The 21935-nt window shown below is 73.0% G+C and carries 20 protein-coding genes and 1 pseudogene; 5 read left to right on the forward strand and 16 right to left on the reverse strand.

Going from position 1 to position 21935, the window contains the following annotated elements; genetic code table 11:
• Positions 1 to 9: 9 nt before the first annotated feature.
• Entirely contained in the window at positions 10 to 753 is a 744-nt protein-coding gene (locus tag AC067U_RS02860) for an amino acid ABC transporter ATP-binding protein (RefSeq protein ID WP_478827800.1), read from the reverse strand.
• Between the two features lie 323 nt (positions 754 to 1076).
• Here AC067U_RS02860 and AC067U_RS02865 point away from each other — a divergent pair, with 323 nt between their 5' ends.
• On the forward strand, positions 1077 to 1670 hold the full coding sequence (locus AC067U_RS02865; protein WP_478827801.1) for a hypothetical protein: 594 nt from the start codon (positions 1077 to 1079) through the stop codon (positions 1668 to 1670).
• A 106-nt stretch (positions 1671 to 1776) separates the two neighbouring features.
• On the opposite strand, the pseudogene AC067U_RS02870 reads toward AC067U_RS02865, so the two are convergent.
• From AC067U_RS02870 to AC067U_RS02905, 8 genes and pseudogenes are all read right to left on the reverse strand, one after another.
• A pseudogene (locus AC067U_RS02870) lies at positions 1777 to 2220 on the reverse strand (DUF6278 family protein); the annotation flags it as partial.
• Between the two features lie 16 nt (positions 2221 to 2236).
• Positions 2237 to 3016, reverse strand: a complete 780-nt coding sequence (locus AC067U_RS02875; RefSeq protein WP_478827802.1) for an exodeoxyribonuclease III — start codon at positions 3014 to 3016, stop codon at positions 2237 to 2239.
• Between the two features lie 83 nt (positions 3017 to 3099).
• A complete protein-coding gene (locus AC067U_RS02880) occupies positions 3100 to 3732 on the reverse strand; it encodes an MBL fold metallo-hydrolase (protein ID WP_478827803.1) in 633 nt (210 codons plus the stop codon).
• Positions 3733 to 3760: 28 nt separating this feature from the next.
• The gene (locus AC067U_RS02885; RefSeq protein ID WP_478827804.1) at positions 3761 to 4378 is read right to left on the reverse strand and encodes a hypothetical protein; all 618 of its coding nucleotides are present in this window, start codon (positions 4376 to 4378) and stop codon (positions 3761 to 3763) included.
• Positions 4375 to 5559: an ROK family glucokinase gene (locus AC067U_RS02890; RefSeq protein ID WP_478827805.1), complete on the reverse strand. Its 1185-nt coding sequence runs from the start codon at positions 5557 to 5559 to the stop codon at positions 4375 to 4377. Before AC067U_RS02890 ends, AC067U_RS02885 begins: the two co-directional genes overlap by 4 nt.
• On the reverse strand, positions 5556 to 6452 hold the full coding sequence (locus AC067U_RS02895) for an ATP-binding cassette domain-containing protein (RefSeq protein ID WP_478827806.1): 897 nt from the start codon (positions 6450 to 6452) through the stop codon (positions 5556 to 5558). Before AC067U_RS02895 ends, AC067U_RS02890 begins: the two co-directional genes overlap by 4 nt.
• Complete coding sequence (locus AC067U_RS02900; protein WP_478827807.1) at positions 6449 to 7510, reverse strand: ABC transporter permease; 1062 nt, start codon at positions 7508 to 7510, stop codon at positions 6449 to 6451. Before AC067U_RS02900 ends, AC067U_RS02895 begins: the two co-directional genes overlap by 4 nt.
• Positions 7507 to 8517, reverse strand: coding sequence for a sugar ABC transporter substrate-binding protein (locus AC067U_RS02905; RefSeq protein WP_478827808.1), 1011 nt, complete (start codon positions 8515 to 8517; stop codon positions 7507 to 7509). Before AC067U_RS02905 ends, AC067U_RS02900 begins: the two co-directional genes overlap by 4 nt.
• 191 nt (positions 8518 to 8708) lie before the next feature.
• On the opposite strand from AC067U_RS02905, the gene AC067U_RS02910 reads away from it, so the two are divergent.
• On the forward strand, positions 8709 to 9713 hold the full coding sequence (locus tag AC067U_RS02910; RefSeq protein WP_478827809.1) for a Gfo/Idh/MocA family protein: 1005 nt from the start codon (positions 8709 to 8711) through the stop codon (positions 9711 to 9713).
• 119 nt (positions 9714 to 9832) lie between these two features.
• Here AC067U_RS02910 and AC067U_RS02915 read toward each other — a convergent pair whose 3' ends face one another.
• Together AC067U_RS02915 and AC067U_RS02920 are read right to left on the reverse strand one after the other, a co-directional pair.
• Positions 9833 to 11026 (reverse strand): cytochrome P450 family protein, encoded by a 1194-nt coding sequence (locus AC067U_RS02915; RefSeq protein ID WP_478827810.1) that lies wholly within the window; start codon positions 11024 to 11026, stop codon positions 9833 to 9835.
• A 768-nt stretch (positions 11027 to 11794) separates the two neighbouring features.
• The gene (locus AC067U_RS02920; RefSeq protein ID WP_478827811.1) at positions 11795 to 12424 is read right to left on the reverse strand and encodes a dihydrofolate reductase family protein; all 630 of its coding nucleotides are present in this window, start codon (positions 12422 to 12424) and stop codon (positions 11795 to 11797) included.
• 184 nt (positions 12425 to 12608) lie between these two features.
• Between AC067U_RS02920 and AC067U_RS02925 the strand changes: the two genes are divergently transcribed.
• Positions 12609 to 14309, forward strand: a complete 1701-nt coding sequence (locus AC067U_RS02925; protein ID WP_478827812.1) for a serine/threonine-protein kinase — start codon at positions 12609 to 12611, stop codon at positions 14307 to 14309.
• A gap of 81 nt (positions 14310 to 14390) precedes the next feature.
• On the opposite strand, the gene AC067U_RS02930 is transcribed toward AC067U_RS02925, so the two are convergent.
• Complete coding sequence (locus tag AC067U_RS02930; RefSeq protein ID WP_478827813.1) at positions 14391 to 14942, reverse strand: hypothetical protein; 552 nt, start codon at positions 14940 to 14942, stop codon at positions 14391 to 14393.
• A gap of 442 nt (positions 14943 to 15384) precedes the next feature.
• Here AC067U_RS02930 and AC067U_RS02935 point away from each other — a divergent pair, with 442 nt between their 5' ends.
• Positions 15385 to 16116, forward strand: a complete 732-nt coding sequence (locus AC067U_RS02935) for an SDR family NAD(P)-dependent oxidoreductase (protein WP_478827814.1) — start codon at positions 15385 to 15387, stop codon at positions 16114 to 16116.
• Positions 16117 to 16310: 194 nt separating this feature from the next.
• Here the strand turns inward: AC067U_RS02935 and alc are convergent, their stop codons facing one another.
• Positions 16311 to 17429: an allantoicase gene (gene alc, locus AC067U_RS02940; RefSeq protein ID WP_478827815.1), complete on the reverse strand. Its 1119-nt coding sequence runs from the start codon at positions 17427 to 17429 to the stop codon at positions 16311 to 16313.
• A gap of 2 nt (positions 17430 to 17431) precedes the next feature.
• Complete coding sequence (gene allB / locus AC067U_RS02945) at positions 17432 to 18790, reverse strand: allantoinase AllB (RefSeq protein WP_478827816.1); 1359 nt, start codon at positions 18788 to 18790, stop codon at positions 17432 to 17434.
• A 313-nt stretch (positions 18791 to 19103) separates the two neighbouring features.
• Between allB and AC067U_RS02950 the strand changes: the two genes are divergently transcribed.
• Positions 19104 to 19910 carry an IclR family transcriptional regulator gene (locus AC067U_RS02950; RefSeq protein ID WP_478827817.1) on the forward strand — a complete coding sequence of 269 codons (807 nt, stop codon included), beginning with the start codon at positions 19104 to 19106 and terminating at the stop codon, positions 19908 to 19910.
• 179 nt (positions 19911 to 20089) lie between these two features.
• On the opposite strand, the gene AC067U_RS02955 is transcribed toward AC067U_RS02950, so the two are convergent.
• Together AC067U_RS02955 and AC067U_RS02960 are read right to left on the reverse strand one after the other, a co-directional pair.
• Positions 20090 to 20797, reverse strand: coding sequence for an ABC transporter ATP-binding protein (locus AC067U_RS02955; protein ID WP_478827818.1), 708 nt, complete (start codon positions 20795 to 20797; stop codon positions 20090 to 20092).
• Positions 20794 to 21876, reverse strand: a complete 1083-nt coding sequence (locus tag AC067U_RS02960; protein WP_478827819.1) for an ABC transporter permease — start codon at positions 21874 to 21876, stop codon at positions 20794 to 20796. The genes AC067U_RS02955 and AC067U_RS02960 overlap by 4 nt, the downstream gene beginning before the upstream one ends.
• Positions 21877 to 21935: the final 59 nt, after the last annotated feature.

Consider the following 21935-nt stretch of genomic DNA (forward strand, 5'->3'; position numbering starts at 1 on the left):
TCCGCCCCCTCAGTGCTTGAGGATCTTGGAGAGGAAGTCCCGGGCCCGGTCGCTCTCGGGAGCGGTGAAGAACTCCTCCGGGGGTCGGTCCTCCACGATCTTCCCGTCGGCCATGAAGACCACGCGGTTGGCGGCGGAGCGGGCGAAGCCCATCTCGTGGGTGACCACCAGCATGGTCATGCCGTCCCGGGCGAGCTGCTGCATGACCTCCAGCACCTCGTTGATCATCTCGGGATCGAGGGCGGAGGTGGGCTCGTCGAAGAGCAGGGCCTTGGGGTTCATGGCGAGGGCGCGGGCGATGGCCACGCGCTGCTGCTGGCCGCCGGAGAGCTGGGCGGGGTACTTGGGCGCCTGGTCGGCGAGGCCCACCCGGGCGAGGAGCTCGCGGGAGCGCCGGTCGGCGTCGTCCCTCTTCCGCTTGCGGACCTTGACCTGCGCCAGCGAGACGTTGGCGAGCACGGTCTTGTGGGCGAAGAGGTTGAAGGACTGGAAGACCATGCCGACTTCGGCGCGCAGCGCCGCGAGCTCCTTGCCCTCGTCGGGGAGGGGCCGTCCGTCCAGGAGGACGGTGCCGGACTCGATGGTCTCCAGCCGGTTGATGGTCCGGCACAGGGTGGACTTGCCGGAGCCGGAGGGGCCGATGATCACCACCACCTCCCCGCGGCCGACGGTGAGGTTGATGTCCCGGAGGACGTGGAGTTCTCCGTAGTGCTTGTTGACGTCCCGCAGCTCGATCAACGGATCGACGGCCATGCGCTGCCCACCTTGTTGGCTCTCGGCTGTGACGAGGTCAGCGCAAGCTATCCAGCCGGGGAGGGCAGTTCACCTCGACACGCCTAAAAGAGACATAAAGCGCAACGTAGGCCGAATGGGCCGGTGGAGCGGGTCAACCCGCACAATGCGTCGCCAACCATCTACGTCCGAGGTACGAGATCGTTCAACATCATATAGACAGATCCTTAGGTACGCCTTACCTTACTCACGGATCACCCACTTGGAATCGAGGATTCCGCATGCCCAGACCCATCCACCGCACGGCCGCTACGGCCGCGGCGCCGACCCACGAGGCCTGATTGATGACCGCGCTCACCCCCGACACCGCCCTCGCCTCACCCGCCGACGCGCGTTCCGGCGCCGAGCCCCGGGTCACCCCGGTGCTGGTGCTCATCGCCCTCGGGCTGGCGGCCTGTGGTGTCGAGGCGGTGATGTGCTGGACCGCCGGCCACCTGCACGCCGACGCGACCCTCCAGACCGTGGCGCGGTTCCTGCACGTGGCGTCGCTGATCATCGGTTTCGGCGCGGTGCTGGCGGTGGACTGGATCGCCGTCCTGTGGCTGGTCGGCCGACGCCGGCTGACCCACATACTCGACTCCGCGAACGCGCTGGCGACCCCGATCTGGGCCGGTCTGGCGGGCCTCACCGTCACCGGTGCACTGCTGCGGCCCGACCTGGACAACCCGCTGACCCTGGTCAAGCTGGGCCTGGTGCTGACCGTCACCCTCAACGGCTGCTACGCGCACGGTCTCGGCCAGCGCCTGCACCGCTACCGGAACATGGGCCTGGGAGCCATTCCGCGCAGGCTGATCGTCCAGTCGGGCGTGGCCGCCACCGTCAGCCAGATCGGCTGGTGGGGCGCCGCCCTGATCGGATTCCTCAACAGCCAGAGCTGAGCTCGTCAGAGCTGCGGGCGTCCTGCCCCCTGGAGGCCGTCCGCGGCCCGTCCGGCCCGGTGGCCGGGCGGGCCACCAGGCGTTTGTGGCCCACGGGACCCCTGGTCTCGGAGGCTTCCGCGTAGACCTGGCAGAGCTCCGGGGAGCCGGTCATCGCCCAGGAGACACCGGTCTCCACCACGTTGAGCTCGCGGCCGCCGGCCAGCCGGACGAACGGCTGGCCGCCCGGCCACACCTGCCACACCGCGCCCGGCACCGTACGGACGATCACCGTGCCGAGGTAGAAACCCGCGTCGTTGCCCAGCCACGGCGTGGTCTCCGGATCGCGCCGCCAGCGCGGCATCAGCTGGTCCAGCGCCTCCAACGAGGCCGGGCTCTCGTCCAGTTCCAGCCCGTCCGACCTCGCCTGGACGCGCAGCATCTCGCACTCGGAGAAGAGCTCGGTGATCCCCTCCGGGTCCTCCGCGAGTGCCGCGGCCAGCGCCGCACCCCGCCCGGTCTCGTGCCGATTCAGTCGATTCAGCCAGTTGTCCAGGAAAGGGATGTTCATAGCCTCCAGCGTCGCATCAGACGTCGAGATCGACAACGACCGGCGCGTGGTCCGAGGCACCCTTGCCCTTGCGCTCCTCGCGGTCCACATAGGCGTCCTTGACCGCCTTGGCGAACGGCTGGTTGCCGTAGACCAGGTCGATGCGCATGCCCTTGTTCTTGGGGAAGCAGAGCTGGCGGTAGTCCCAGTACGTGTACGGGCGGTCGTACTTGAGCGGCCGCGGCACCACGTCCGACAGGCCGGCGGTGCGCAGAGCCTCCAGGGCGGCCCGCTCGGCCGGGGTGACGTGGGTCAGGCCGGCGAAGACCGCCGGGTCGTAGACGTCCTCGTCGGTCGGGGCCACGTTGAAGTCGCCGAGCACGGCGAACGGGCGCGGGCCGGCCGCGTCCTCGGCGACGGCACCGGCCAGCACGCGGAACCACTCCAGCTTGTAGCCGTAGTGGTCGTGCTCGACCTCGCGGCCGTTCGGTACGTACACCGACCACACGCGGACGCCGCCGCAGGTCGCGGAGATCGCCCGCGGCTCCTGCACCCCCTCGTAGTCCGGCCCGCCGGGCAGACCCGTGACCACGTCCTCCAGACCGACCCGGGAGAGCAGGGCGACGCCGTTCCACCGGCCGGTGGCGTTGACGGCCGCCTCGTACCCCAGCTCGCGCAGCTCGTCGAAGGGGAACTGCTCGGCGCTGCACTTGGTTTCCTGGATGCACAGCACATCGGTGCCGGAGGACTCCAGCCAGGCCAGCAGCCGCGGCAGCCGGGCGGTGATCGAGTTGACGTTGAAGGTGGCGATACGCATGCCATCCAACCTACCGCCCGGCACCGACAGTCACGGGGCAGGAGCCACCGGGCCGGAGTCACCGCGCCGCAGTCACGTCGCGGTCACACGGTGGTGCTCTCCCCCGCGCTCAACCGGCCGTGCGGCGCCCCGCCCAGGTTGGCCAGGGCCGTGTCGTAGATGGGACGGGCGAGGTCGGAGAGGTAGGCGTCGTGGATGTCGACGGCGCGGACCGGCTTGACCTCGCGGACGTAGTCGATCACCTCCGCGACCTTGTTCCAGGGCGCGTGCACCGGGAGCATCAGGGTCTCCACCGGGACTCCGGGCACGGTCAGCGCGTCCCCGGGGTGGAACAGGGAGCCCTCCACCAGGTAGCCGACGTTGGTGACCCGGGGGATGTCGGGGTGGATCACGGCGTGCAGCTCACCGTGGACCTGGACCTCGAAGCCCGCGGCGGTGAAGGCGTCGCCGTGGCCGACGGTGTGCACCCGCCCGGGGTAGGCGGGGGCGAGCCGCTCGGCGACGCTGCGCAGGGTCCACAGCCCGGCCGCCGGATTGGCGTCGAGGGCGGCCCGCAGCCGGCCCTCCTCGAAGTGGTCGGGGTGCTCGTGGGTGACCAGCAGGACGTCGGCCCCGAGGCCCGCGTCGGGTTCGCTGAAGGCGCCCGGGTCGATGACGAGCACGCGCCCGTCCTTCTCCAGCTCGATGCAGGAGTGCAGCTTCTTGGTGAGCTTCATGATCCCCAGGGTAGGGACTGCCCCGGCCTCACGGGGTGGCCGTGGACACCACGTACACCCGGGGCTTCTCCGGATCGGTCAGGTCCACCGTGACGTCCTGGGTGGGCCGGGGGTTCGGCTGGTCGTGGGTGGTGCCGAACCAGTGGCGGTCCGGGGCCCAGCTCCAGCCGGCCACGTGGGCGTCCCGCTCGCCGACGGACACGCCGGGGGTGAGCGCGGACCGGCTGCTGCCGATGGACTTGAGGAAGAAGTCCAGGTCGACGGGGTTGGTGGTGAACTGCACGTACAGCCGGCTGGTGCGCCAGTTGTTGGTCTCGTAGAAGCCCACCCCGGTGGACCAGTCCGGCACCGGCACCTCGTAGATGCTGCGCTGCACCCGGGACGGCCAGCCGGACCGCACCTGGGTGGCGGCCACCTTGGCCTCCTTGTCCCGGCCGCTGCTGCGGCTCTGCTCGGCGGAGACCACCAGGTACCCCGCCGGGACGCCGATCAGCAGCACGATGATGATCGCGGTGAGCCAGCGGCGGCGGACGACGTGCCGGCGGTCCTCGGCGGGCGGGGCGCCCCCGTCCGGGCCGCCGGCCTGGCGGGGCAGGGCGGGCGGCGGGGTGGTCTGGGTGGCGGACTGCGTGGTGGGCGGGGTCACTGCGGTTCCTGCTCCTCGGGCCGCGCGGGCCGGTCGGTCCGGCTGGGCCGGTCGGCGCCGAGCCGGCCCATGTAGCGTTCGTAGCGCTCGTACCGCTCGACCCGGCGGCGCTTGGCCCGCCGGAACCGGCGGGCGACCAGCCGGGCCAGGTCGGCGGCGCCGACCATACCGGCCTCGGGGCCGAGCTGGGCCTTGGCGATCCGGGCCTCCGGCCGGTAGCCGCGGCCGGTGAGATGGCGCCGGAAGGCGTCCCGGGCCGGGCCGATGAGCAGGTCGTCGGCCGCGCTGACGCCGCCGCCGATGACGAAGCAGGACGGGTCCAGGGCCGCGGCGAGGTTGGCGATGCCCACCCCCAGCCACTGGCCGATGTCCTGGAGCAGCTCCACGCACATGGCGTCGCCCTCGCGGGCCAGCTCGGTGATCAGCGGTCCGGTGATCTCGGGGATGTTCCCGCCGACCCGGGCGATGATGTTGTACGCCACCGGGGAGTCGGCGGCGGCCAGCTCGCGGGCCTCGCGCACCAGGGCGTTGCCGGAGCTGTACTGCTCCCAGCAGCCGCGGTTGCCGCACGGACAGCGGTGCCCGCCGGGCACCACCTGCATATGGCCGAACTCGCCGGCCACCCCGAACTTGCCGCGCTTGACCTGCCCGTCCTCCAGGATCGCGCCGCCGATGCCGGTCCCCAGGGTGATCATCACCAGGTGGTCCTCGCCTCGGCCGGCGCCGAACCGCCACTCCGCCCAGGCAGCGGTGTTGGCGTCGTTGTCGACCATCACCGGGACGGCCAGCCGGGACTGCAGGGCGTCCCGCAGCGGCTCGTCGCGCCAGGCCAGGTGCGGGGCGAACAGCACCCGGGACCGGTTGGCGTCGACCCAGCCGGCCGCACCGATGCCGACGGCGTGCACGTCGTGCCGGTCGGAGAGGTCCAGCACCAGCTCGGTGATGGTGTCCTCGACCACCTTCGGGCTCTTGGACTTGTCCGGGGTCTCGGTGCGGATCTTCTCCAGGATGGTGCCGTCGGCATCGACGACGCCCGCCATGACCTTGGTGCCGCCGATGTCGATGCCGACGGTGGGGACGCGGGGAGCGGTCAGGTGCGAGCGGCGCTCCCGGGTCCCGGCGGTCCGCAGGACGGTGCCGCGCGCCGACCCGCGGTGCGTGAAGTCGCGGTACGTGCTCATCGAGTCCTGTCGTCCCTGTCGTCGTCGGCCCGGTCGGCGTCGGCCCCGTCGTCGGCGGCCCGGGCGGCCGTACTGCTCGATTCTGCCACCCGGGCCAGTTCGTGGCTCAGCTCCTCCAGTTCGCTGCCGCCCGCCATCTGCCGGGTGAGCTCGTCCAGGGTGATGGAGTCCCGGGTGTACGAGCCCGCCATCGCACCGCGTTTGAGCAGCACGAAGCGGTCGCCGACCAGATGGGCGTGGTGCGGGTTGTGGGTGATGAGGACCACACCGAGTCCGGCGTCCCGGGCCGCCGCCACGTACTTGAGGACCACCCCGGACTGCTTCACGCCGAGCGCGGCCGTCGGCTCGTCGAGCACCAGCACCTTCGCGCCGAAGTACACGGCGCGGGCGATGGCCACGCACTGCCGTTCGCCGCCGGACAGGGTGCCGATGGGCTGGTCCACGTCCCGCAGGTCGATGCCCATGCGGAGCAGCTCGGCGTGGGTGGTGCGGCGCATGGAGTCGACGTCGAGGCGGCGGAAGGGGCCGCGCCCCCGGGTCGGCTCGGAGCCGAGGAAGAAGTTCCGCCAGACCGGCATCAGGGGGACCACGGCGAGGTCCTGGTAGACGGTGGCGATGCCGCGGTCCAGGGCGGCGCGCGGGTTGGCGAGAACGGTCTCCTCGCCCTCGGTCTCCAGGGTGCCGGCGTCGTGCCGGTGCAGCCCGGCGATGATCTTGATGAGGGTGGACTTGCCGGCTCCGTTGTCGCCGAGGACGCAGGTGATCTCGCCGGCGGAGACCTCCAGCGAGACGTCCTGGAGGGCGCGGACGCTGCCGTAGAACTTGCTGACCCCGGTCAGCTTCACCAGGGGGGTGCCCGTCGGGGCGTCCGTTGTCGTCCGTGGCGTGCTCATGCCCGTGCCTCCGCCCGCTTGCGGACCCATGCGTTGAGCAGCACGGCCAGCAGCAGCATCGCGCCGAGGAAGAACTTGAACCAGTCCGGGTTCCACTGGGCGTACACGATGCCGTTGCTGGTCATGCCGAAGATGAAGGCGCCGATGGCCGCGCCGATCGCGGAGCCGTAGCCGCCGGTGAGCAGGCAGCCGCCGATGACGGCGGCGATGATGTACAGCAGCTCGTTGCCGACGCCCTCGCCGGACTGGACCACGTCGTAGGAGAAGAGGATGTGCTGCCCGGAGATCCAGGCGCACAGGCCGACGCCCATGTAGAGGCCGATCCGGGTCTTGACGACGGGGACGCCGACGGCGCGGGCCGCGTCCGCCGAACCGCCGACCGCGAAGATCCAGTTTCCGGCGCGGGTGCGCAGCAGGATCCAGGTGGCGACGGCGACCAGGGCGATCCACCACAGGATGGTCACCTTGAGGGTGACCGCGCCCACGGTCCACTGGGAGGCGAAGACCGCGCGGGCCGAGGGGAAGCCCTCCATGTCGGCGATGCTCTTGGTGGAGACGGTGCCGCTGATCAGCTTGGTGAAGCCGAGGTTGAGGCCGGTGAGCATCAGGAAGGTGCCGAGCGTGATGATGAAGCTCGGCAGCCCGGTGCGGGTCAGCAGGATCCCGTTGAAGAAGCCGATGGCCAGGGTGACCAGCAGGGACACCCCGACGCCCACCCACACGTTGGCGGTCATCTGGTAGCTGAACATCGAGCTGACCAGGGCCGCGGTGGTGACCATGACGCCGGCCGACAGGTCGAACTCGCCGCCGATCATCAGCAGGGCCACCGGGACCGCCATGATCCCGATGGTGGAGGCCGAGTACAGGATCGTGCTCAGGCTGGAGGCCTGGAGGAAGCTGGGCGCGGCGAAGGAGAAGAAGACGAACACGGCCGCGGCGCCGACGACCGCGCCGAGCTCGGGCCGGCCGAGCAGCCGCCGCAGGAGGGACACGTGCGCGAGGCGTTCGTCGCGGGCGGCCGGGGCCGGGGCGGGCGGCGGGGCGGTGGTCGCGCTCATCGGGTGCCCCGCTTGATGAACTCCTCCAGCTTCGCGGCCTCGTCCTTGGTGACGATCTGCGGGCCGGTCAGCACCGGGCGGCCGCCGCCGAGCGTGTCGGCGTTGTAGCGGTACAGCCAGAGCAGGTCGACGGCCTCGTAGCCCTGGAGGTAGGGCTGCTGGTCGACGGCGAAGCCGAGTTCGCCGGACTTCAGACCGCGGGCCACGGCGTCGTTGAGGTCGAAGGTGTCCACCTCGGCCTTGCTGCCCGCGGTGTCCTTGGCCTTGACGGCGGTCGCCGCGAACGGGGCGCCGAGGGTGACCACGGCGTCGACGTCCGCCTCGGCCTGCAGCTTCGCCTGGAGGGCGGCCTGCACGGAGGGCATGTTGGTGCCCTCGACGTAGAGGTTCTCCACGGTGCCGGGGAAGGTCTTCTTCACCCCGGCACAGCGCTGCTCGTGGCCGACGTTCCCCTGCTCGTGGAGCACGCAGACCGCCTTCTTGCGGCCGCGCTTGCCGAGTTCCGTGCCGACCGCCTCGCCCGCGATCTCCTCGTCCTGCCCGATGTGGGTCAGGGCGCCGTACTCCTTCGACTGCGCCGAACCCGAGTTGACGGTGATCACCGGGATGCCGGCCTTCACGGCCTTGGCGAGGACGTCCTTGAGGGCCTCGGGCTTGGCGAGGCTGACGATGATCCCGTCGACCTTCTGGTCGATGAAGCTCTGGACGTACTGCGCCTGCTGCTGGGCCTGGTCGTCGTGGGCGTAGACGAAGTTGATGTTGTCCTTCGCCGCGGCCTCCTTGGCGCCCTTCTGCACGATGTCCCAGAAGGTGTCGCCGTCTCCCGCGTGGGTGATCATCGCGAAGGTCCAGCGCGGGGTGGAGACCGCCGGACGGCCCTGCGCCGCCCTGGCCCGTTCCTCCGCGCGCTTGCCGCCGGTGCTGCTGCAGGCGGCGAGGGCGCAGACGCCCAGTACCGCCGCGAGCACGGCGCCGGTCGCGCGTGTCCCTCTCCGAACCCTGGTCACGTTGTCGTGCCGTCCCTTCGAGCTGTGGAGACCCCGGGTTCCGCGGATCTCGTGGACCGCGTGGACCTCGTGGGTGCCGTGGATGCAAAGCCGGTCATTGTGGTGCCGGCCGCCCAGTATCCGCCACAGTGGACCATGACGGGCCATCGGGGCAGATTGACAGGCGCCCCGCACCGCGTCACGTTGAGTCCATGCGCATCGGGATCATCGGTACGGGCCGGATCGGCTCGTTCCATGCGGCCGCGCTCAGCCGGCACCCGGAGGCGGGGTCCCTGCTCCTGGCCGACGCCGATCCGGCGCGGGCGGCGAGGGTGGCCGCCCGGCTCCGCGCCACCGCCGCGCCCGGCGTGGACCAGGTGTTCAGCTGGGGCGTGGACGCCGTGGTGGTGGCCAGTTCCACCGCCTCCCATCCGGAGCTCGTGGTCCGCGCCATACGGGCCGGGCTGCCGGTGTTCTGCGAGAAGCCGGTGGCCCCCGACCTGGCCGGGACCCTGGCGGTGCTGCGGGAGGTCGAGGCGTCCGGCGCGGACCTGCAGCTGGGCTTCATGCGGCGGTTCGACGCGGGCTACCGGACGGCGCGTGAGCTGGTGCGTTCCGGGGCGCTGGGCCGCCTGCACACCGTACGGACCATGACCGCCGATCCCGCCCCGCCGCCCGCCGGCTATCTGGAGACCTCGGGCGGCCTGTACCGGGACTGCCTGGTGCACGACTTCGACATGGTGCGGTGGGTGACCGGCCAAGAGGTCACCGAGGTGTACGCGATGGGCTCGGACGCCGGTCCGGCGCAGTTCCGGGCGGCCGGCGACGTGGACACGGCCGCGTGCGTGCTCCGGCTCGACGGCGGGGCGCTGGCCACCTGCTCCGGGACCCGGTGCAACGGCGCCGGGTACGACGTACGGATGGAGCTGGCCGGGGAGCTGGACCAGGTCTCCTCCGGGCTGGACGACCGCACGCCGATCGCCTCGACCGAACCGCACGGCCCGCCGCCCGCGCGCAAGCCGTGGACGGGCTTCCTGGAGCGGTTCGGTCCGGCGTACGAGGCCGAACTGGCGGCGTTCGTCCGGCTGGTCCGCGGCGAGGGGAGCAACCCCTGCGACGGCCGGCAGGGGCTGGCCGCGCTGCGGGTCGCGGAGGCGTGCGAGATCTCGCGGCGGGAGCGGCGGGCGGTGGGCCTGGAGGAGGTGCCGGACCTGTAGCCCGTGGGTCTCCGGCTCCGGCGCGGGCTTCGCAGCCCACTCCGGCTTCGGCGCGGGCGCGGGCGCTGGCTCTGGCTCTGGTGCCGGCTTCGGCGCCGGCTGGGACACCCGGGCCTCCGCTACCAGCGGACCGGCAGGCGCTTCACGCCACGGATGAGCGTGCCGGATATCCACTCCGGCGGGCCGGCGGCCGTGTCCCGGGCCAGACCGGGGAACCGTTCCAGCAGGGAGCGGATGGCGATCCGGCCCTCCATCCGGGCGAGCGGGGCGCCCAGGCAGAAGTGGATGCCGTGGCCGAAGGCCAGGTGGCCCTGGGGGGCGCGGCGGATGTCGAAGGTGTCGGGATCAGGGAACCGCTCCGGGTCGCGGTCCGCTCCGGCCAGCGACACGATCACCGCCTGGCCCGCGGGAATGCGGAACCCTGCGAACTCGGTCTCCTCGGCGGTGAAGCGGGTGGTGGCGCTCTCCACCGGCCCGTCGTAGCGGAGCATCTCCTCCACCGCCCCGTCCAGCAGCTCCCAGTCGGCCCGCAGGTCGGCGAGCTGGGCGGGGTGGTCGAGGAGGGCGCGTACGCCGTTGGAGACCAGGTTGACGGTGGTCTCGTGGCCGGCGACCAGCAGCAGGAAGGCCATGCCGATCAGCTCGTCGGGGCTCAGCCGGTCGCCGTCGCCACCGGCGTCGCGGGTCCTGATCAGCGCGCTCATCAGGTCGTCACCGGGGCGGCGGCGCTTGTCCTCGATCAGCTCGGTCAGGTACGCGGAGCAGTCCGCCAGCGCGCGGGAGGTGTTCTCCGGGGTGGTGGGGGCGACGATCTCGTCGGACCAGCGCCGGAACGGGTCGCGGTCGAGGTCGGGGACGCCGAGCAGCTCGCAGATCACCGTCATCGGCAGCGGGAAGGCGAGCGCCCGGATCAGGTCGGCGCGGCGGTCGGGGCTGCCGGCCAGCTCCTCCAGCAGTTCGTCGGTGGTGCGCTGGACGAGGGGGCGGAGGGTCTCCACCCGGCGGGCGGTGAACTCGCGGGCGACCAGTTTGCGCAGGCGGGTGTGGCGGGGCGGGTCCGAGTCCAACATGTGGTCGTTGGCGGGGCTGGGGACGAGGTCCTCGAAGTAGCCGACCGCCTCCCGCCAGTGCTTGGAGAAGCCGGGGTGGGTGAGGGCCTGACGGGCCTCCTCGTGGCCCACGATCAGCCAGGCCCGGGTCCCGTCGGGGAGGGTGATCCGGTGGACGGGTCCGGCCTCGCGGAGTTCCGCGTAGTACGGGTACGGGTTCTCGTTGAATTCCTGTGCGCAGTCGCTGATGTCCAGGCTCGGCATGTGTCCTGTCCCTTCCCCGCCGTACCGGGCAGCCTAAGCGGCCGCTCACCGGAGGGGGTCGAGATTCGGACACGCGTTCTCGGGATGCCCGAGGGTGCCCGGGCGCAGAGGCGTAGGCGGCCTCCGCCGGAGGTGTGGGCAGGCCTCCGCCGAGGTGTGGGCGGCCCCCGCCGAGGTGTGGGCGGCCCCCGCCGAGGTGTGGCGGGCACCTCCGCTGAGGTGTGGGCAGGCGTTCCGCAGGGCGGAACGGGTGGGCACACCGGAACGCCGCCCAGCGGGCAGCGCTCCGGCCCCACCGAAGCCATGGTCGGCGCAGCCGCAGCCGCAGCCGCAGCGCCGCCCGGCCAGGGCGGTGGCTCCGCCGGACCCGGCACAGCCATGAGCGGAGCTCCGCCCGGACGGGGCCCGGACCGCAGCCGGACCGGGGCGCGGGGAGGCTGCGCGAGCCCTCGCGGGACCGGGGTGCCGTGTGCCCACCCTCCCCCAAGCTCTCGACTTCGCTCGAGCAGGGGGGACCCCCATCGCCCTGCGGCACGCCTGCCCACACGGCCGGCCGGACGGGCCGGCACGCCCACCCACACGGCGGCGGCGTGGGGGCCGGCACGACTGCCCGCACGGCCGGCGGGGTGGGCCGGCGCGCCCACCCACACGGCCGCGGCGTGGGGGCCGGCACGACTGCCCACACGGCCGTGGCAACGGCCGGCACCGCCACGGCGGCGGGACGGGGGCCGGCACGCCCGACGCCCGCCCGCACCGGAGGGGTATCGCTCAGGCGCCGATCACACCGAAGGTGGCACGGCCGGCAGGACGGTACGTGTGGATCGTCGTGCCCTTCTCCGTCGTGCGGTGCGCGACCAGTTCGCAGGCCGTGGGAAGACCCCCGGTCGGGAACAGGCGGCGGCCCGCGCCCAGGAAGACCGGGAAGACGAGCAGGTGGAACTCGTCCACCAGGTCCCGGGCCAGCAGGTACTGCGCGAGCATGCCGCTGCCGTGGACCTGGAGCTCCCGCTCGCCGTCGAGGGCGTCCTTGACCCGGACGATCTCGGACTGGAGTTGCTCTCCGTCCAGGACGGTGGTGTTCGCCCAGTCCGTGTCCGCCTCCTTCATCGTGGTGGACGCCACGTACTTCGGCAGGGTGTTGAGCTTCGAGGCCACCGGGTCCTCGGGATCGGTCTGCTCCGGCCAGTAGCCGGCGAAGATCTCGTACGTGCGCCGCCCGAGCAGGAAGGCACCCGCCCGGTCGAAGACCTGGTTGATGAAGCCGCCGAACTCGTCGTCCACGTAGGGGGCGACCCAGCCGCCGTACGCGAAGCCGCCGGTGGTGTCCTCCTCCGGTCCGCCGGGGGCCTGCATCACGCCGTCGAGGGTCACAAAGCTGGTGAGGGTCAGTCTGCCCATGGGGCCGCGCTCCTTGGTCGGGGTCCGTCGAGGTCCGTCGGTCTCCACTCGTTCAGACTCCCGCCCGGCCCGGGACTCATCGGTGCGGCACGCGCGGACACCCGGGCGAATCCGGCCGATGCCGCACCTTAGGCTGCTGTCCGTCAACCGGCGGTTGACCAGTGGATCGATCGGGGGGAGACCGATGGACGGCACGGCCGAGGTGTTCCGGCCCCTGCGGGCGGAGGACCCGCGCGTGGTCGGCGGCTACCGCCTCGCGGCCCGCCTCGGAGCGGGCGGCATGGGCCGCGTCTATCTGTCGCACACCCAGGGCGGCCGTCCGGTGGCCATCAAGGTGGTCCGGCCGGAACTGGCCGAGGACCCGGCCTTCCGGCGGCGGTTCCGCCGCGAGGTGGAGGCGGCCCGGCGGGTGCGCGGGGCGTACACCGCCGAGCTGATCGACGCCGACACCGAGAGCGCGGTGCCCTGGCTGGCCACCCTGTACGTGCCCGGCCCCTCGCTGGCGGACGCCGTGGCGCTGCGCGGTCCGCTCCCCGTGGCCGCCGTGCTGTGGCTGGTGGCCGGGGTGGCCGAGGCGCTGCAGGCCGTCCACGGCGCGGGCATCGTGCACCGGGACCTGAAGCCGTCGAACGTCCTGCTGGCCGCCGACGGGCCGCGGGTGATCGACTTCGGGATCTCGCTGGCCTCGGGCGTCAGCTCGCACACGGCCACGGGCGCCGCCGTCGGCACGCCCCAGTTCATGGCGCCCGAGCAGGCGACGGCCGGTACGGTCACCGCCGCCACCGACGTCTTCGCGCTGGGCCAGACCGCCGCGTACGCGGCGCTGGGCGAGCCGCTGTACGGTGACGGGCCCCAGCTGGGCGTGCTGTTCCGGATCGTCCACGACGAGCCCGACCTGTCGGGCCTGCCGTCCGCACTGCGTCCGCTCTTCGCCCGCTGCCTGGCCGCCGACCCGGCGGACCGGGCCACCCCCGCCGAGATCGTGGAGTGGTGCCGGAAGCATCTGGGCGGGGACTCCGACACCGGCGGCGGCCCCGCCGTGTGGCGGGAGGCGATGGGACCGCAGGTGGTCGTTCCCGGCCCGGTTCCGGACCCCACCCCGGTCGGCACCCTGGCCGCCGGCACCCTGCCGCGGGGGCCCTGGGCACCGTCCGCGGATCCGGCGGCGCCGTCCGGGCCGGACCGGGCGCGCAGGCGGCGTACCGCGGTGATCGCCGCCGTGGCGGTGGCCGCCGGGGCCCTGCTGCTGACCGGGGCCGCCCTGACGGCGCGGGACGCGGCGGACCGGTTCCGGGACTGGAGCGCGAGGCCGTCGCAGTCGACCGGGCGGACGGCGGAGCCGGGCGGGGAGACGGCGGAGCCGGGCGGGAAGACGCCGGGGCCCGGCGGGTCGACCACGCGCGAGGGGGCCGCCGGAGGCGGGAACGGGGGCGGCCGGGCTCAGGCCTCCTCGCCCGCACCGGCCCCGTCCGGACCCCCGCGGCCCGTTCCGTACCCCGTGCAGTGGCTGGACGCGAACACCTCGGTCGGCATCAAGGAGCCCGTCGACCGCAAGGACCGGTCCGGCGACATCCGCTTCACCTGCACGAGCGCGCACTCGGTCGGCTGCGCCCTGGAGAGCGGCACCAGCAGGTTCGCCATGCACTACCTGGAGGAGAGCGCCACCCTCGCCACCTGCCGGGCCGCCCTCGCCGTCGCCGACCAGCTCGGGCAGTCACCACGGGAGGCACGCACCCTGCCCCTGGCCGGAGCGGCCGTCGGCAGCCAGATCTGCGTCCGGCACCCGTCGGGCGACGTCGCCCTGCTCGTGATCCAGGGGAAGTCGACCGCCGTGCCCGCGTCGGCCCACCTGACCGTGGAGATGTCGGTCTGGCGGGCGTCCTGAGCGGACCGGCACGCGTCCGGGGTCGGGGACGGGGTCAACGGACGTGACGACGGAGGCCGGCCGGAACGGCCCCACCGCGCCTCACAGTCCCTGCGCGGCCCGAACCCGCTCGATCTGCCGGAGGACGGGCTGCTCGGAGAGCCGGGGCTGAGGCTCCGGGCCCATCCCCGTCATGTCGACGACGCACACGCCGACCCGGGCCACGATGCGGTCGAAGACGTCGGCGGGCTGGTCGGAGCCTTCATCGCGGACGGTGATCCGGATGCGGATCGTGTCCTCGGGGAACCCCGCTCCGTCGAGGTCCTCGAAGCGCACGGTCGCCTCCCTGCCCTCGGAGCCGTGCGGCGGGCAGGCGGCGACGGCCGAACGCAGCTGCGCGAAGGTCGTCGCGGCACCCGTCCCCGAATAGGACGCGAGGAAGGTCACCTGCGGGTTCCCGGGCGGGGCGTCGCCGAAGGTCTGGGTGACGGCCGCCTGGGCGCCGTGCTGGCGGAGCAGGGACCACATGGTGCGGCACGGGGCCGGCCCCGGTTCCGTCTGGTCGACGGTGCCCCTCAGCTCGGAAGGGTCCACGTCCCGGATGCCGGCGCCGTGGTCCGGGATCCCGGGGGCTTCGCCCGGCTGCAGCAGCAACTGCCTCAGCCACGCGGTGTCCGGAATTCCGCCGGCTGCTCCGCGCGTCGGCAGCGGGGCGGAGGGGGAAGGCGCCGCAGCCGTACGCGCCCCTGAGGGCGCGGCGGGGGCAGGAGTCCCGACGGGGGCGCCTGTGGCCGCGGGTTCCGGGCCTCCGGAACAGCCGGTGAGCACGAGGCAGCCGACGGCCGCCGGCAGGACGGAGAGATGGCGCTTGAACATGTGAGAAGCCCCCGGCAACGAGTGGACCGACCTGGTCCGCCGCGAACTGTAGCGGCGCCCGCCGCCGCGGTGGTGGGCACGGCCCCCTAGCGGTCGCCCTCGCCCGCGCCCGCCCGCGCCCGGGGTGGAAACGCGAGGTCGGATTCCCGCCAGCGCGCGTCTCCGCGCCCCGGTTCCATAGAACTCGTTGAACAGACAACCAATCGGCGAGGGGAAGACCATGAACAGCAGGACCGCGGTGATCACGGGCGGCAGCCGGGGCATCGGTGCGGCGATCGCGCTGCGACTGGCCCGGGAGGGCATGGACGTCGCGATCACCTACGCCCGGAGCGAGGAGGCCGCGGGCGAGGTGGTCCGCCGGATCGAGGCGCTCGGCCGCCGCGCGTACGCCGTACGCGCCGACGCCGGCGACCCCTCCGAGGCGGCCGGCTCCGTGGAGTGGGCCGCGGACGCCCTCGGCAGGCTCGACGTCCTGGTCAACAACGCGGGGATCGGGGTGCTCGGCCCGATCGGCGGCCTCTCGCTCGCCGACATCGACCGGGTGCTCTCCGTCAACGTCCGCGGCGCCTTCCTGGCCGCGCAGGCCGCTGCGGAGCGGATGGCGGAGGACGGACGGATCGTCACCATCGGCAGCTGCATGGCACAGCGGGTGCCCGGTCCGGGCGGAACCCTGTACGCGATGAGCAAGTCGGCGCTGTCCGGCATGACCAAGGCCCTGGCCCGGGAGCTCGGCGAGCGCGGGATCACCGCGAACCTGGTGCTCCCGGGCCCGGTGGACACCGACATGAACCCGGCTGACGGGCCGTTCGCCAAGGGGCAGGCGGACCTGACGGCGGTGGGCCGGTTCGGCCGTCCCGAGGAGATCGCCTCGATGGTCGCCTACCTGGCGAGCGCGGAGGCGGCGTACGTGACCGGCGCCGAGTTCTCGGTGGACGGCGGCCACGCGGCCTGACCGGGACCGACCGGCGGAACCCGAGCGGGCCGGCCCCCGCGCCATCGGGAAAGCCGTCCGGGAAAGCCGTCCGGGAAACGCCGACGGGGCGCACCGGAGCGGAATGCTCCGGTGCGCCCCACGGGCTGTCCGGGACCTCGGCGGGTTCCGGTGGCCCCGGGGGTGTCGGCCCCCGGGGACGTTTCACGGCAGCGTCAGCCGCCCAGCTCCTGGTTGCGGGCGGTCAGCGCGGCCGCGCCGTTCTCCGTCAGCGAGCCGTACAGGCGCAGGCGGGAGAAGCCGCCGTCCGGGTAGATGTCGATCCGGACGTGGGTGCCGACCGCCGGGGCGTCCAGCACGAACCGGTGGTTGGTGTCGGGCTGCAGACGGGTCCGGGGCAGGAACTCCTGCCACTCGCCCTCCTCGCCGGTCTTGACCGACAGGGAGGCCCAGCCGGCCGAGTTGCCCTTGAGGTAGGCGGTGTCGATCTCGATCGCACGGATCTCGGACTCGGCGACCAGCTGGTAGCGGATCCAGTCGTTGCCGTTGTCGCGGCGGCGGGCGGTCTCCCAGCCGTCGTCCATCTTGCGGGAGCGGCCCGGGTTGATGGTGTTGGTCGGCGGGGAGTAGAAGCGGTTGGACGCGTCCTGGACGGCGCCGCCGTTCTCCAGCGCGACCACGTCGAAGGAGCCGAGGGCCGCGAGCCACTTCGGGTCCGGGAGGACCTCGCCGTAGACGCGGAGGCGGGCGATGCCGCCGTCGGGGTGCTGGTTGACGCGCAGGTGCGTGAAGCGCTGCTCGACGGCGACCTCGAAGCCGTTGGCCGCGTGGCCGCCGACCGGGGTGCGCTCGACCAGGGTCGTCCACTTCACGTCGTCGCCCTGGAGCTCCTCCGGGGTCGGCGCGAGGGCGCCCTCCCAGTTGGTGCCCTCGATGGAGACGGCCTGCGGCATGTTGCCGCGGAAGTGGGCGGTGTCCACCACGATGCCGCGGATCACGCCGGGGGCGCCCAGGCGCACCAGCGCCCAGTCGTGGTCCTCGGCGGTCGGCCAGGGCTGCTCGGCGGAGACACCACGGCGGCGGCGGGTCTCCCAGCCGTCCATGACCTTGCCCTTGTGACCGAAGTCCTCGGGGTCGAAGTGCGCGGCCTCGGAGATCAGCAGGTTCTCGCGCTGGGCGAAGAACTCGTCGTTGGCGGCGATGACACCGGCGCCGAGCTCGCGCGCGGCGAGGTTCGCGTACTGGGTGAACGGGAACTCGGCCGTGCGGTAGTCGGCGTACGGGTCGCCGCCTCCGTACGGGTTCGCGTTACCGGTGAAGCTGGGGATCGCCACTGTCAGTTCTGCCTTTCGAGGAGGAGGCCGGTGGGCTCGGACGGGGTGCCGTGGTCGGCGATCTGCTGCCCGCGCAGCCAGGTGGACTTCACGACGCCGTGCAGGGTCTTGCCCGCGTACGCCGTGACCTGGTTGCGGTGGTGGAGCTCGGCCGGGTCCACAGTGAACGTTTCTTCAGGGGCCAGGACCGCGAAGTCGGCGTCCCGGCCGACCTCGATGGCGCCCTTCCGGTCCAGGCCCGCGAGCCTGGCCGGCGCGGCGGACATCCAGCGGACGACGTCCTCGAGGGAGTGTCCGCGCTCGCGGGCCGAGGTCCAGATCGCCGGCAGGCCCAGCTGCAGGGAGGAGATGCCGCCCCACGCGGTGGAGAAGTCGTCGGTCTTCAGGTCCGCGGTGGAGGGCGAGTGGTCGGAGACGATGCAGTCGATCGTGCCGTCGGCGAGCGCGCCCCACAGGAGGTCCTGGTTGGACGCCTCGCGGATGGGCGGGCAGCACTTGAACTCGCTGGCGCCGTCGGGGACTTCCTCGGCGGTCAGGGTGAGGTAGTGCGGGCAGGACTCGACGGTGATCTGCACGCCCTCGGCCTTGGCGGCGGCGATCAGCGGCAGTGCGTCGCTGGAGGACAGGTGCAGCACGTGCACCCGGGCGCCGAGCCGCTTGGCCTGGGCGATCAGGTTCTCGATCGCGGTGTTCTCGGCATCGCGCGGGCGGGAGGCCAGGAAGTCGGCGTACTTGGGGCCGGGCACGACGGGCGCGGAGTCGAGGTGGTGCGGGTCCTCGGCGTGGACGATCATCAGGCCGCCGAAGCCGGCGACCTCCGCGAGGGAGGCGGCCAGCTGCTCCTGGTCGAGCTCGGGGAACTCCTCGACGCCGGAGGGCGAGAGGAAGCACTTGAAGCCGAAGACGCCGGCGTCGTGCAGCGGGCGCAGGTCCTTGACGTTGTCCGGCAGGGCGCCGCCCCAGAAGCCGACGTCCACGTGCGCCTTCGCGCGGGCCACGTCCTGCTTCACGACCAGGTTGGCGGTCGTGGTGGTGGGCGGCAGCGAGTTGAGCGGCATGTCGAGGATCGTGGTGATGCCTCCGGCCGCGGCGGCGCGGGTGGCCGTCCAGAAGCCCTCCCACTCGGTGCGGCCCGGGTCGTTCACGTGGACGTGGGTGTCGACCAGGCCGGGCAGCAGGACGTCCTCGCCGAGGTCCACCAGGCGGGCACCGGCCGGCACCTCGGCATCGTGCGGCAGCACGGCCGCGATCTTCCCTTCGGCGACGGCCACCGAAGCGGCACGCGTCCCCTCGGGGGTGATGACGCGCGTCGAGCGCAGTACCAGTTCCACGGCCACGTCGGACACCCGGAACCTCCCCATCTACTTCCACAGAGCGAAATTCAACGTTCTGTTGACGGAGTCTTCACCCCGATTCGTGACCAGTCAAGACCGCCCGGAGGGACACCCCACGCGCCTCAGTCACTCTTGGAGGTTTCCACAGAATGGAATTAGGATTTCGCTCTACAGAACGTAGCTACCACCACCGGTAGCCCGGCAGGCACCGGCCGGAGGATGTCCACCACCCGGACAAACCCCCTCTGACCGGCGAGGACGTGATCTCCCTGGCGCTAGGGCCGACGGCCGTCGCCGGGTAGGCTGCTTCCTTGCCTGCCAGCATCGAAAGGACCGCGCCGTGCCGACGTCCAGCGCCAGCACCACCGACGCTTCCGCCAAGACGACCGCCGCAAGCGGTGGCGTCCAGTCCCTCGAGCGCGCCTTCGATCTGCTCGAACGGATGGCCGACGCCGGGGGTGAGGTCGGTCTGAGCGAGCTCTCCGCCGCCAGTGGCCTGCCCCTGCCCACCATCCACCGTCTCATGCGCACGCTGGTCGCCTGCGGCTACGTACGCCAGCAGCCCAACCGGCGGTACTCCCTCGGGCCCCGCCTGATCCGTCTCGGCGAGTCCGCTTCCCGGCTGCTCGGCACCTGGGCGCGGCCGTACCTGTCCAGGCTGGTCGAGGAAACCGGCGAGACGGCGAACATGGCGCTGCTGGACGGCGACGAGATCGTGTACGTGGCCCAGGTGCCGTCCAAGCACTCCATGCGCATGTTCACCGAGGTCGGCCGCCGGGTGCTGCCGCACTCCACCGGTGTGGGCAAGGCGCTGCTGGCGCACACCCCCGCCGAGGAGGTCCGCGCGCTGCTGGCCCGTACCGGCATGCCCGCCGCCACCGAGAAGACCATCACCACGCCCGAGGGCTTCCTGGAGGCGCTGGAGCAGGTCCGCAGGCTCGGCTACGCGGTGGACGACAACGAGCAGGAGATAGGAGTCCGCTGCCTGGCCGTGTCGGTGCCGAACTCGCCGACCGCCGCCGCGATCTCCATCTCCGGCCCGGCGGGCCGGGTCACCGAGGCGGTGGCGGAGTCCTTCGTGCCGATCCTGCAGGGCGTCGCGGCCGAGCTGTCGGTGGCCCTCGCCAACCAGAACGCCCCGGCGTAGCGGCCCCGCGGGCGCACACGCACCGAAGGCCCCGTCCGGGCCCCTGTGGGGGCTGGACGGGGCCTTCGGCGTGTCCGGGGTCCCGCCCGCCCCTCCCCGAGCAGACGGGACCCCGTGTCCTCCGGCCGGGCCGTGACGGAACCCCCCTGTGGCCCCGTCACGGCCCGCCCGGCGCCGCTCTACGCGGGCGCCGCTGCCGGGTCGGCGGGCCGGCTGCCCTCGGACAGCCGGCCGTCGGTCATCGTCACCGTGCGGTCGACCGCGGCCAGGTGGGCCCGGTCGTGGGTGACCAGCACGGTCGCGGTGGAGCGCTCCCGGGTCAGGGAGGCCAGCAGGTCCAGCACGGCCGCCCCCCGCTCGTGGTCCAGCGCGCTGGTCGGCTCGTCGACCAGCAGCACCGACGGTTCGTTCATCAGGGCCCGGGCGATGTTCACCCGCTGCCGCTGCCCGCCGGACAGCTGGTGCGGGCGCCGGTCCGCCTTGTCCGCGAGGCCGACCGCCGCGAGCAGGTCCAGCGCGCGGCGGCGCCGCTGCCGGGAGGGCCGGCGTCCGGACAGGTGGGTCATCACCTGGAGCTGCTCGGCCGCGGTCAGCGCGGGCAGCAGGTTGGGGTGCTGGAAGACGATCCCGATGTGGTCCCGGCGCAGGGCGGACTTCGCGGCGGCGGACAGTCCGGTGGTGTCCCGGCCCGCCACCACCACCCGCCCGGAGTCGGGGGTGACCAGCGTCGCGGCGACGGCGAGCAGGCTGGACTTGCCGGAGCCGGAGGGTCCGACCACCGCGGTCATGGTCCCGGCCGGCACGTCGAGGCGGACCCGGTCCAGGGCGGTGAGCCGGCCGTCGCCGTCCGGGTAGGTGAGCGTGACGTCGTCGACGAGCAGGGTCATCGGGCGCTCCCGAGGGCGGTCAGGGGATCGACGGCGGTGATCCGGCGGATGGACAGGGCCGCGCCGGCCGCACCCAGGGCGGTCATCACGGCGGCGGGGACCAGCACGGTGGGCACGTCGAGCACGAAGGGCACGTCCCCGCCGCTGATCAGCACCCCGAGGGCGGCCGCCAGCGCGGATCCCAGGCCGGTGCCGGCGGCCAGCATGACCAGGGCCTGACCGAGGGCGTCCCGCAGCAGGTAGGGGGTGGACGCGCCGAGCGCCTTCAGCACCGCGATGTCCCCGCTGCGCTGGATGGTCCACACGGTGAAGAAGGCCCCGGTGACCAGGGCGGAGATGGCGAAGAGGAAGCCGCGCATCAGCTGCAGCGAGCCGTTCTCCGCCTGGTAGGAGCCGATCGCGCCGAGCGCCCCGTCGACGGTCTCGGTGCGGGTGCCGGCGGCCTCGTCGCCCGCCGCGAGGTCCGTACCGGGGTCCGCGTCGAGGGCGATCACCGTCGCCAGGGCGTCGGCGGAGGAGCCGGGGTTGCCGATGCGCTGCCAGTCGTCGAGGTCCGCCCACACCACCGGGGTGTGGCTGAAGGCGGCGGTGCCGGAGACCGCCCGGACGGTCAGCTCCAGCGGCCCCATCTTCACCCGTCCGCCGGCGCGCAGGCCGCCCAGCTCCTTCGCGGCCTTCTCGGAGAGGACCACCTGGCCCCGGTCGAGGCGGTCGGGGGCGAGTCCGGCGTCCGGTTCCACGCCGAAGACGGACACGGCGGCGGTGCGGGCACCGGAGACGGCGTTGGTGGTGCGGATGCCGACGGGGTGCGCCGACCGCACCCCGGGGCGCCCGCGCCAGTCCAGCCAGGCCTGCTCCGGCACCTGCGAGTCGGTGAACGACACCTTCCGGTCCCCGGCGGGCGCGGCGAAGGCCAGGTGCGTGGCGGGCAGGCCGGTGACGGCGGAGACGTTCTCCCGGGCGAGGCCGGCGGTCAGGCCCGACAGCAGGCCCACGAGCAGTGTGATCAGGGTGACGACGGCGCCCATGAGGGCGAAGCGGCCCTTGGCGAAGCGTAGATCTCTCCATGCGACGAACATGATCCCCACCCTGCTTCCGGGCGTGGCGGCGAGGCATCGCGCCACGGGAGCGATCCTCG

It is taken from the genome of Streptomyces sp. NPDC043853 (genome assembly GCF_056436025.1).

Bases quoted from the DNA above. Each gene is read 5' to 3' on its own strand.
- AC067U_RS02955 (WP_478827818.1), bottom strand. From the start codon at position 20,797: ATGACCCTGCTCGTCGACGACGTCACGCTCACCTACCCGGACGGCGAC.
- AC067U_RS02915 (WP_478827810.1), bottom strand. From the start codon at position 11,026: ATGCCGAGCCTGGACATCAGCGACTGCGCACAGGAATTCAACGAGAAC.
- AC067U_RS02890 (WP_478827805.1), bottom strand. From the start codon at position 5,559: ATGAGCACGTACCGCGACTTCACGCACCGCGGGTCGGCGCGCGGCACC.
- AC067U_RS02895 (WP_478827806.1), bottom strand. From the start codon at position 6,452: ATGAGCACGCCACGGACGACAACGGACGCCCCGACGGGCACCCCCCTG.
- AC067U_RS02960 (WP_478827819.1), bottom strand. From the start codon at position 21,876: ATGTTCGTCGCATGGAGAGATCTACGCTTCGCCAAGGGCCGCTTCGCC.
- AC067U_RS02860 (WP_478827800.1), bottom strand. From the start codon at position 753: ATGGCCGTCGATCCGTTGATCGAGCTGCGGGACGTCAACAAGCACTAC.
- AC067U_RS02880 (WP_478827803.1), bottom strand. From the start codon at position 3,732: ATGAAGCTCACCAAGAAGCTGCACTCCTGCATCGAGCTGGAGAAGGAC.
- AC067U_RS02910 (WP_478827809.1), top strand. From the start codon at position 8,709: ATGCGCATCGGGATCATCGGTACGGGCCGGATCGGCTCGTTCCATGCG.
- AC067U_RS02865 (WP_478827801.1), top strand. From the start codon at position 1,077: ATGACCGCGCTCACCCCCGACACCGCCCTCGCCTCACCCGCCGACGCG.
- AC067U_RS02900 (WP_478827807.1), bottom strand. From the start codon at position 7,510: ATGAGCGCGACCACCGCCCCGCCGCCCGCCCCGGCCCCGGCCGCCCGC.
- AC067U_RS02920 (WP_478827811.1), bottom strand. From the start codon at position 12,424: ATGGGCAGACTGACCCTCACCAGCTTTGTGACCCTCGACGGCGTGATG.
- AC067U_RS02935 (WP_478827814.1), top strand. From the start codon at position 15,385: ATGAACAGCAGGACCGCGGTGATCACGGGCGGCAGCCGGGGCATCGGT.
- allB (WP_478827816.1), bottom strand. From the start codon at position 18,790: ATGGGGAGGTTCCGGGTGTCCGACGTGGCCGTGGAACTGGTACTGCGC.
- AC067U_RS02875 (WP_478827802.1), bottom strand. From the start codon at position 3,016: ATGCGTATCGCCACCTTCAACGTCAACTCGATCACCGCCCGGCTGCCG.
- AC067U_RS02925 (WP_478827812.1), top strand. From the start codon at position 12,609: ATGGACGGCACGGCCGAGGTGTTCCGGCCCCTGCGGGCGGAGGACCCG.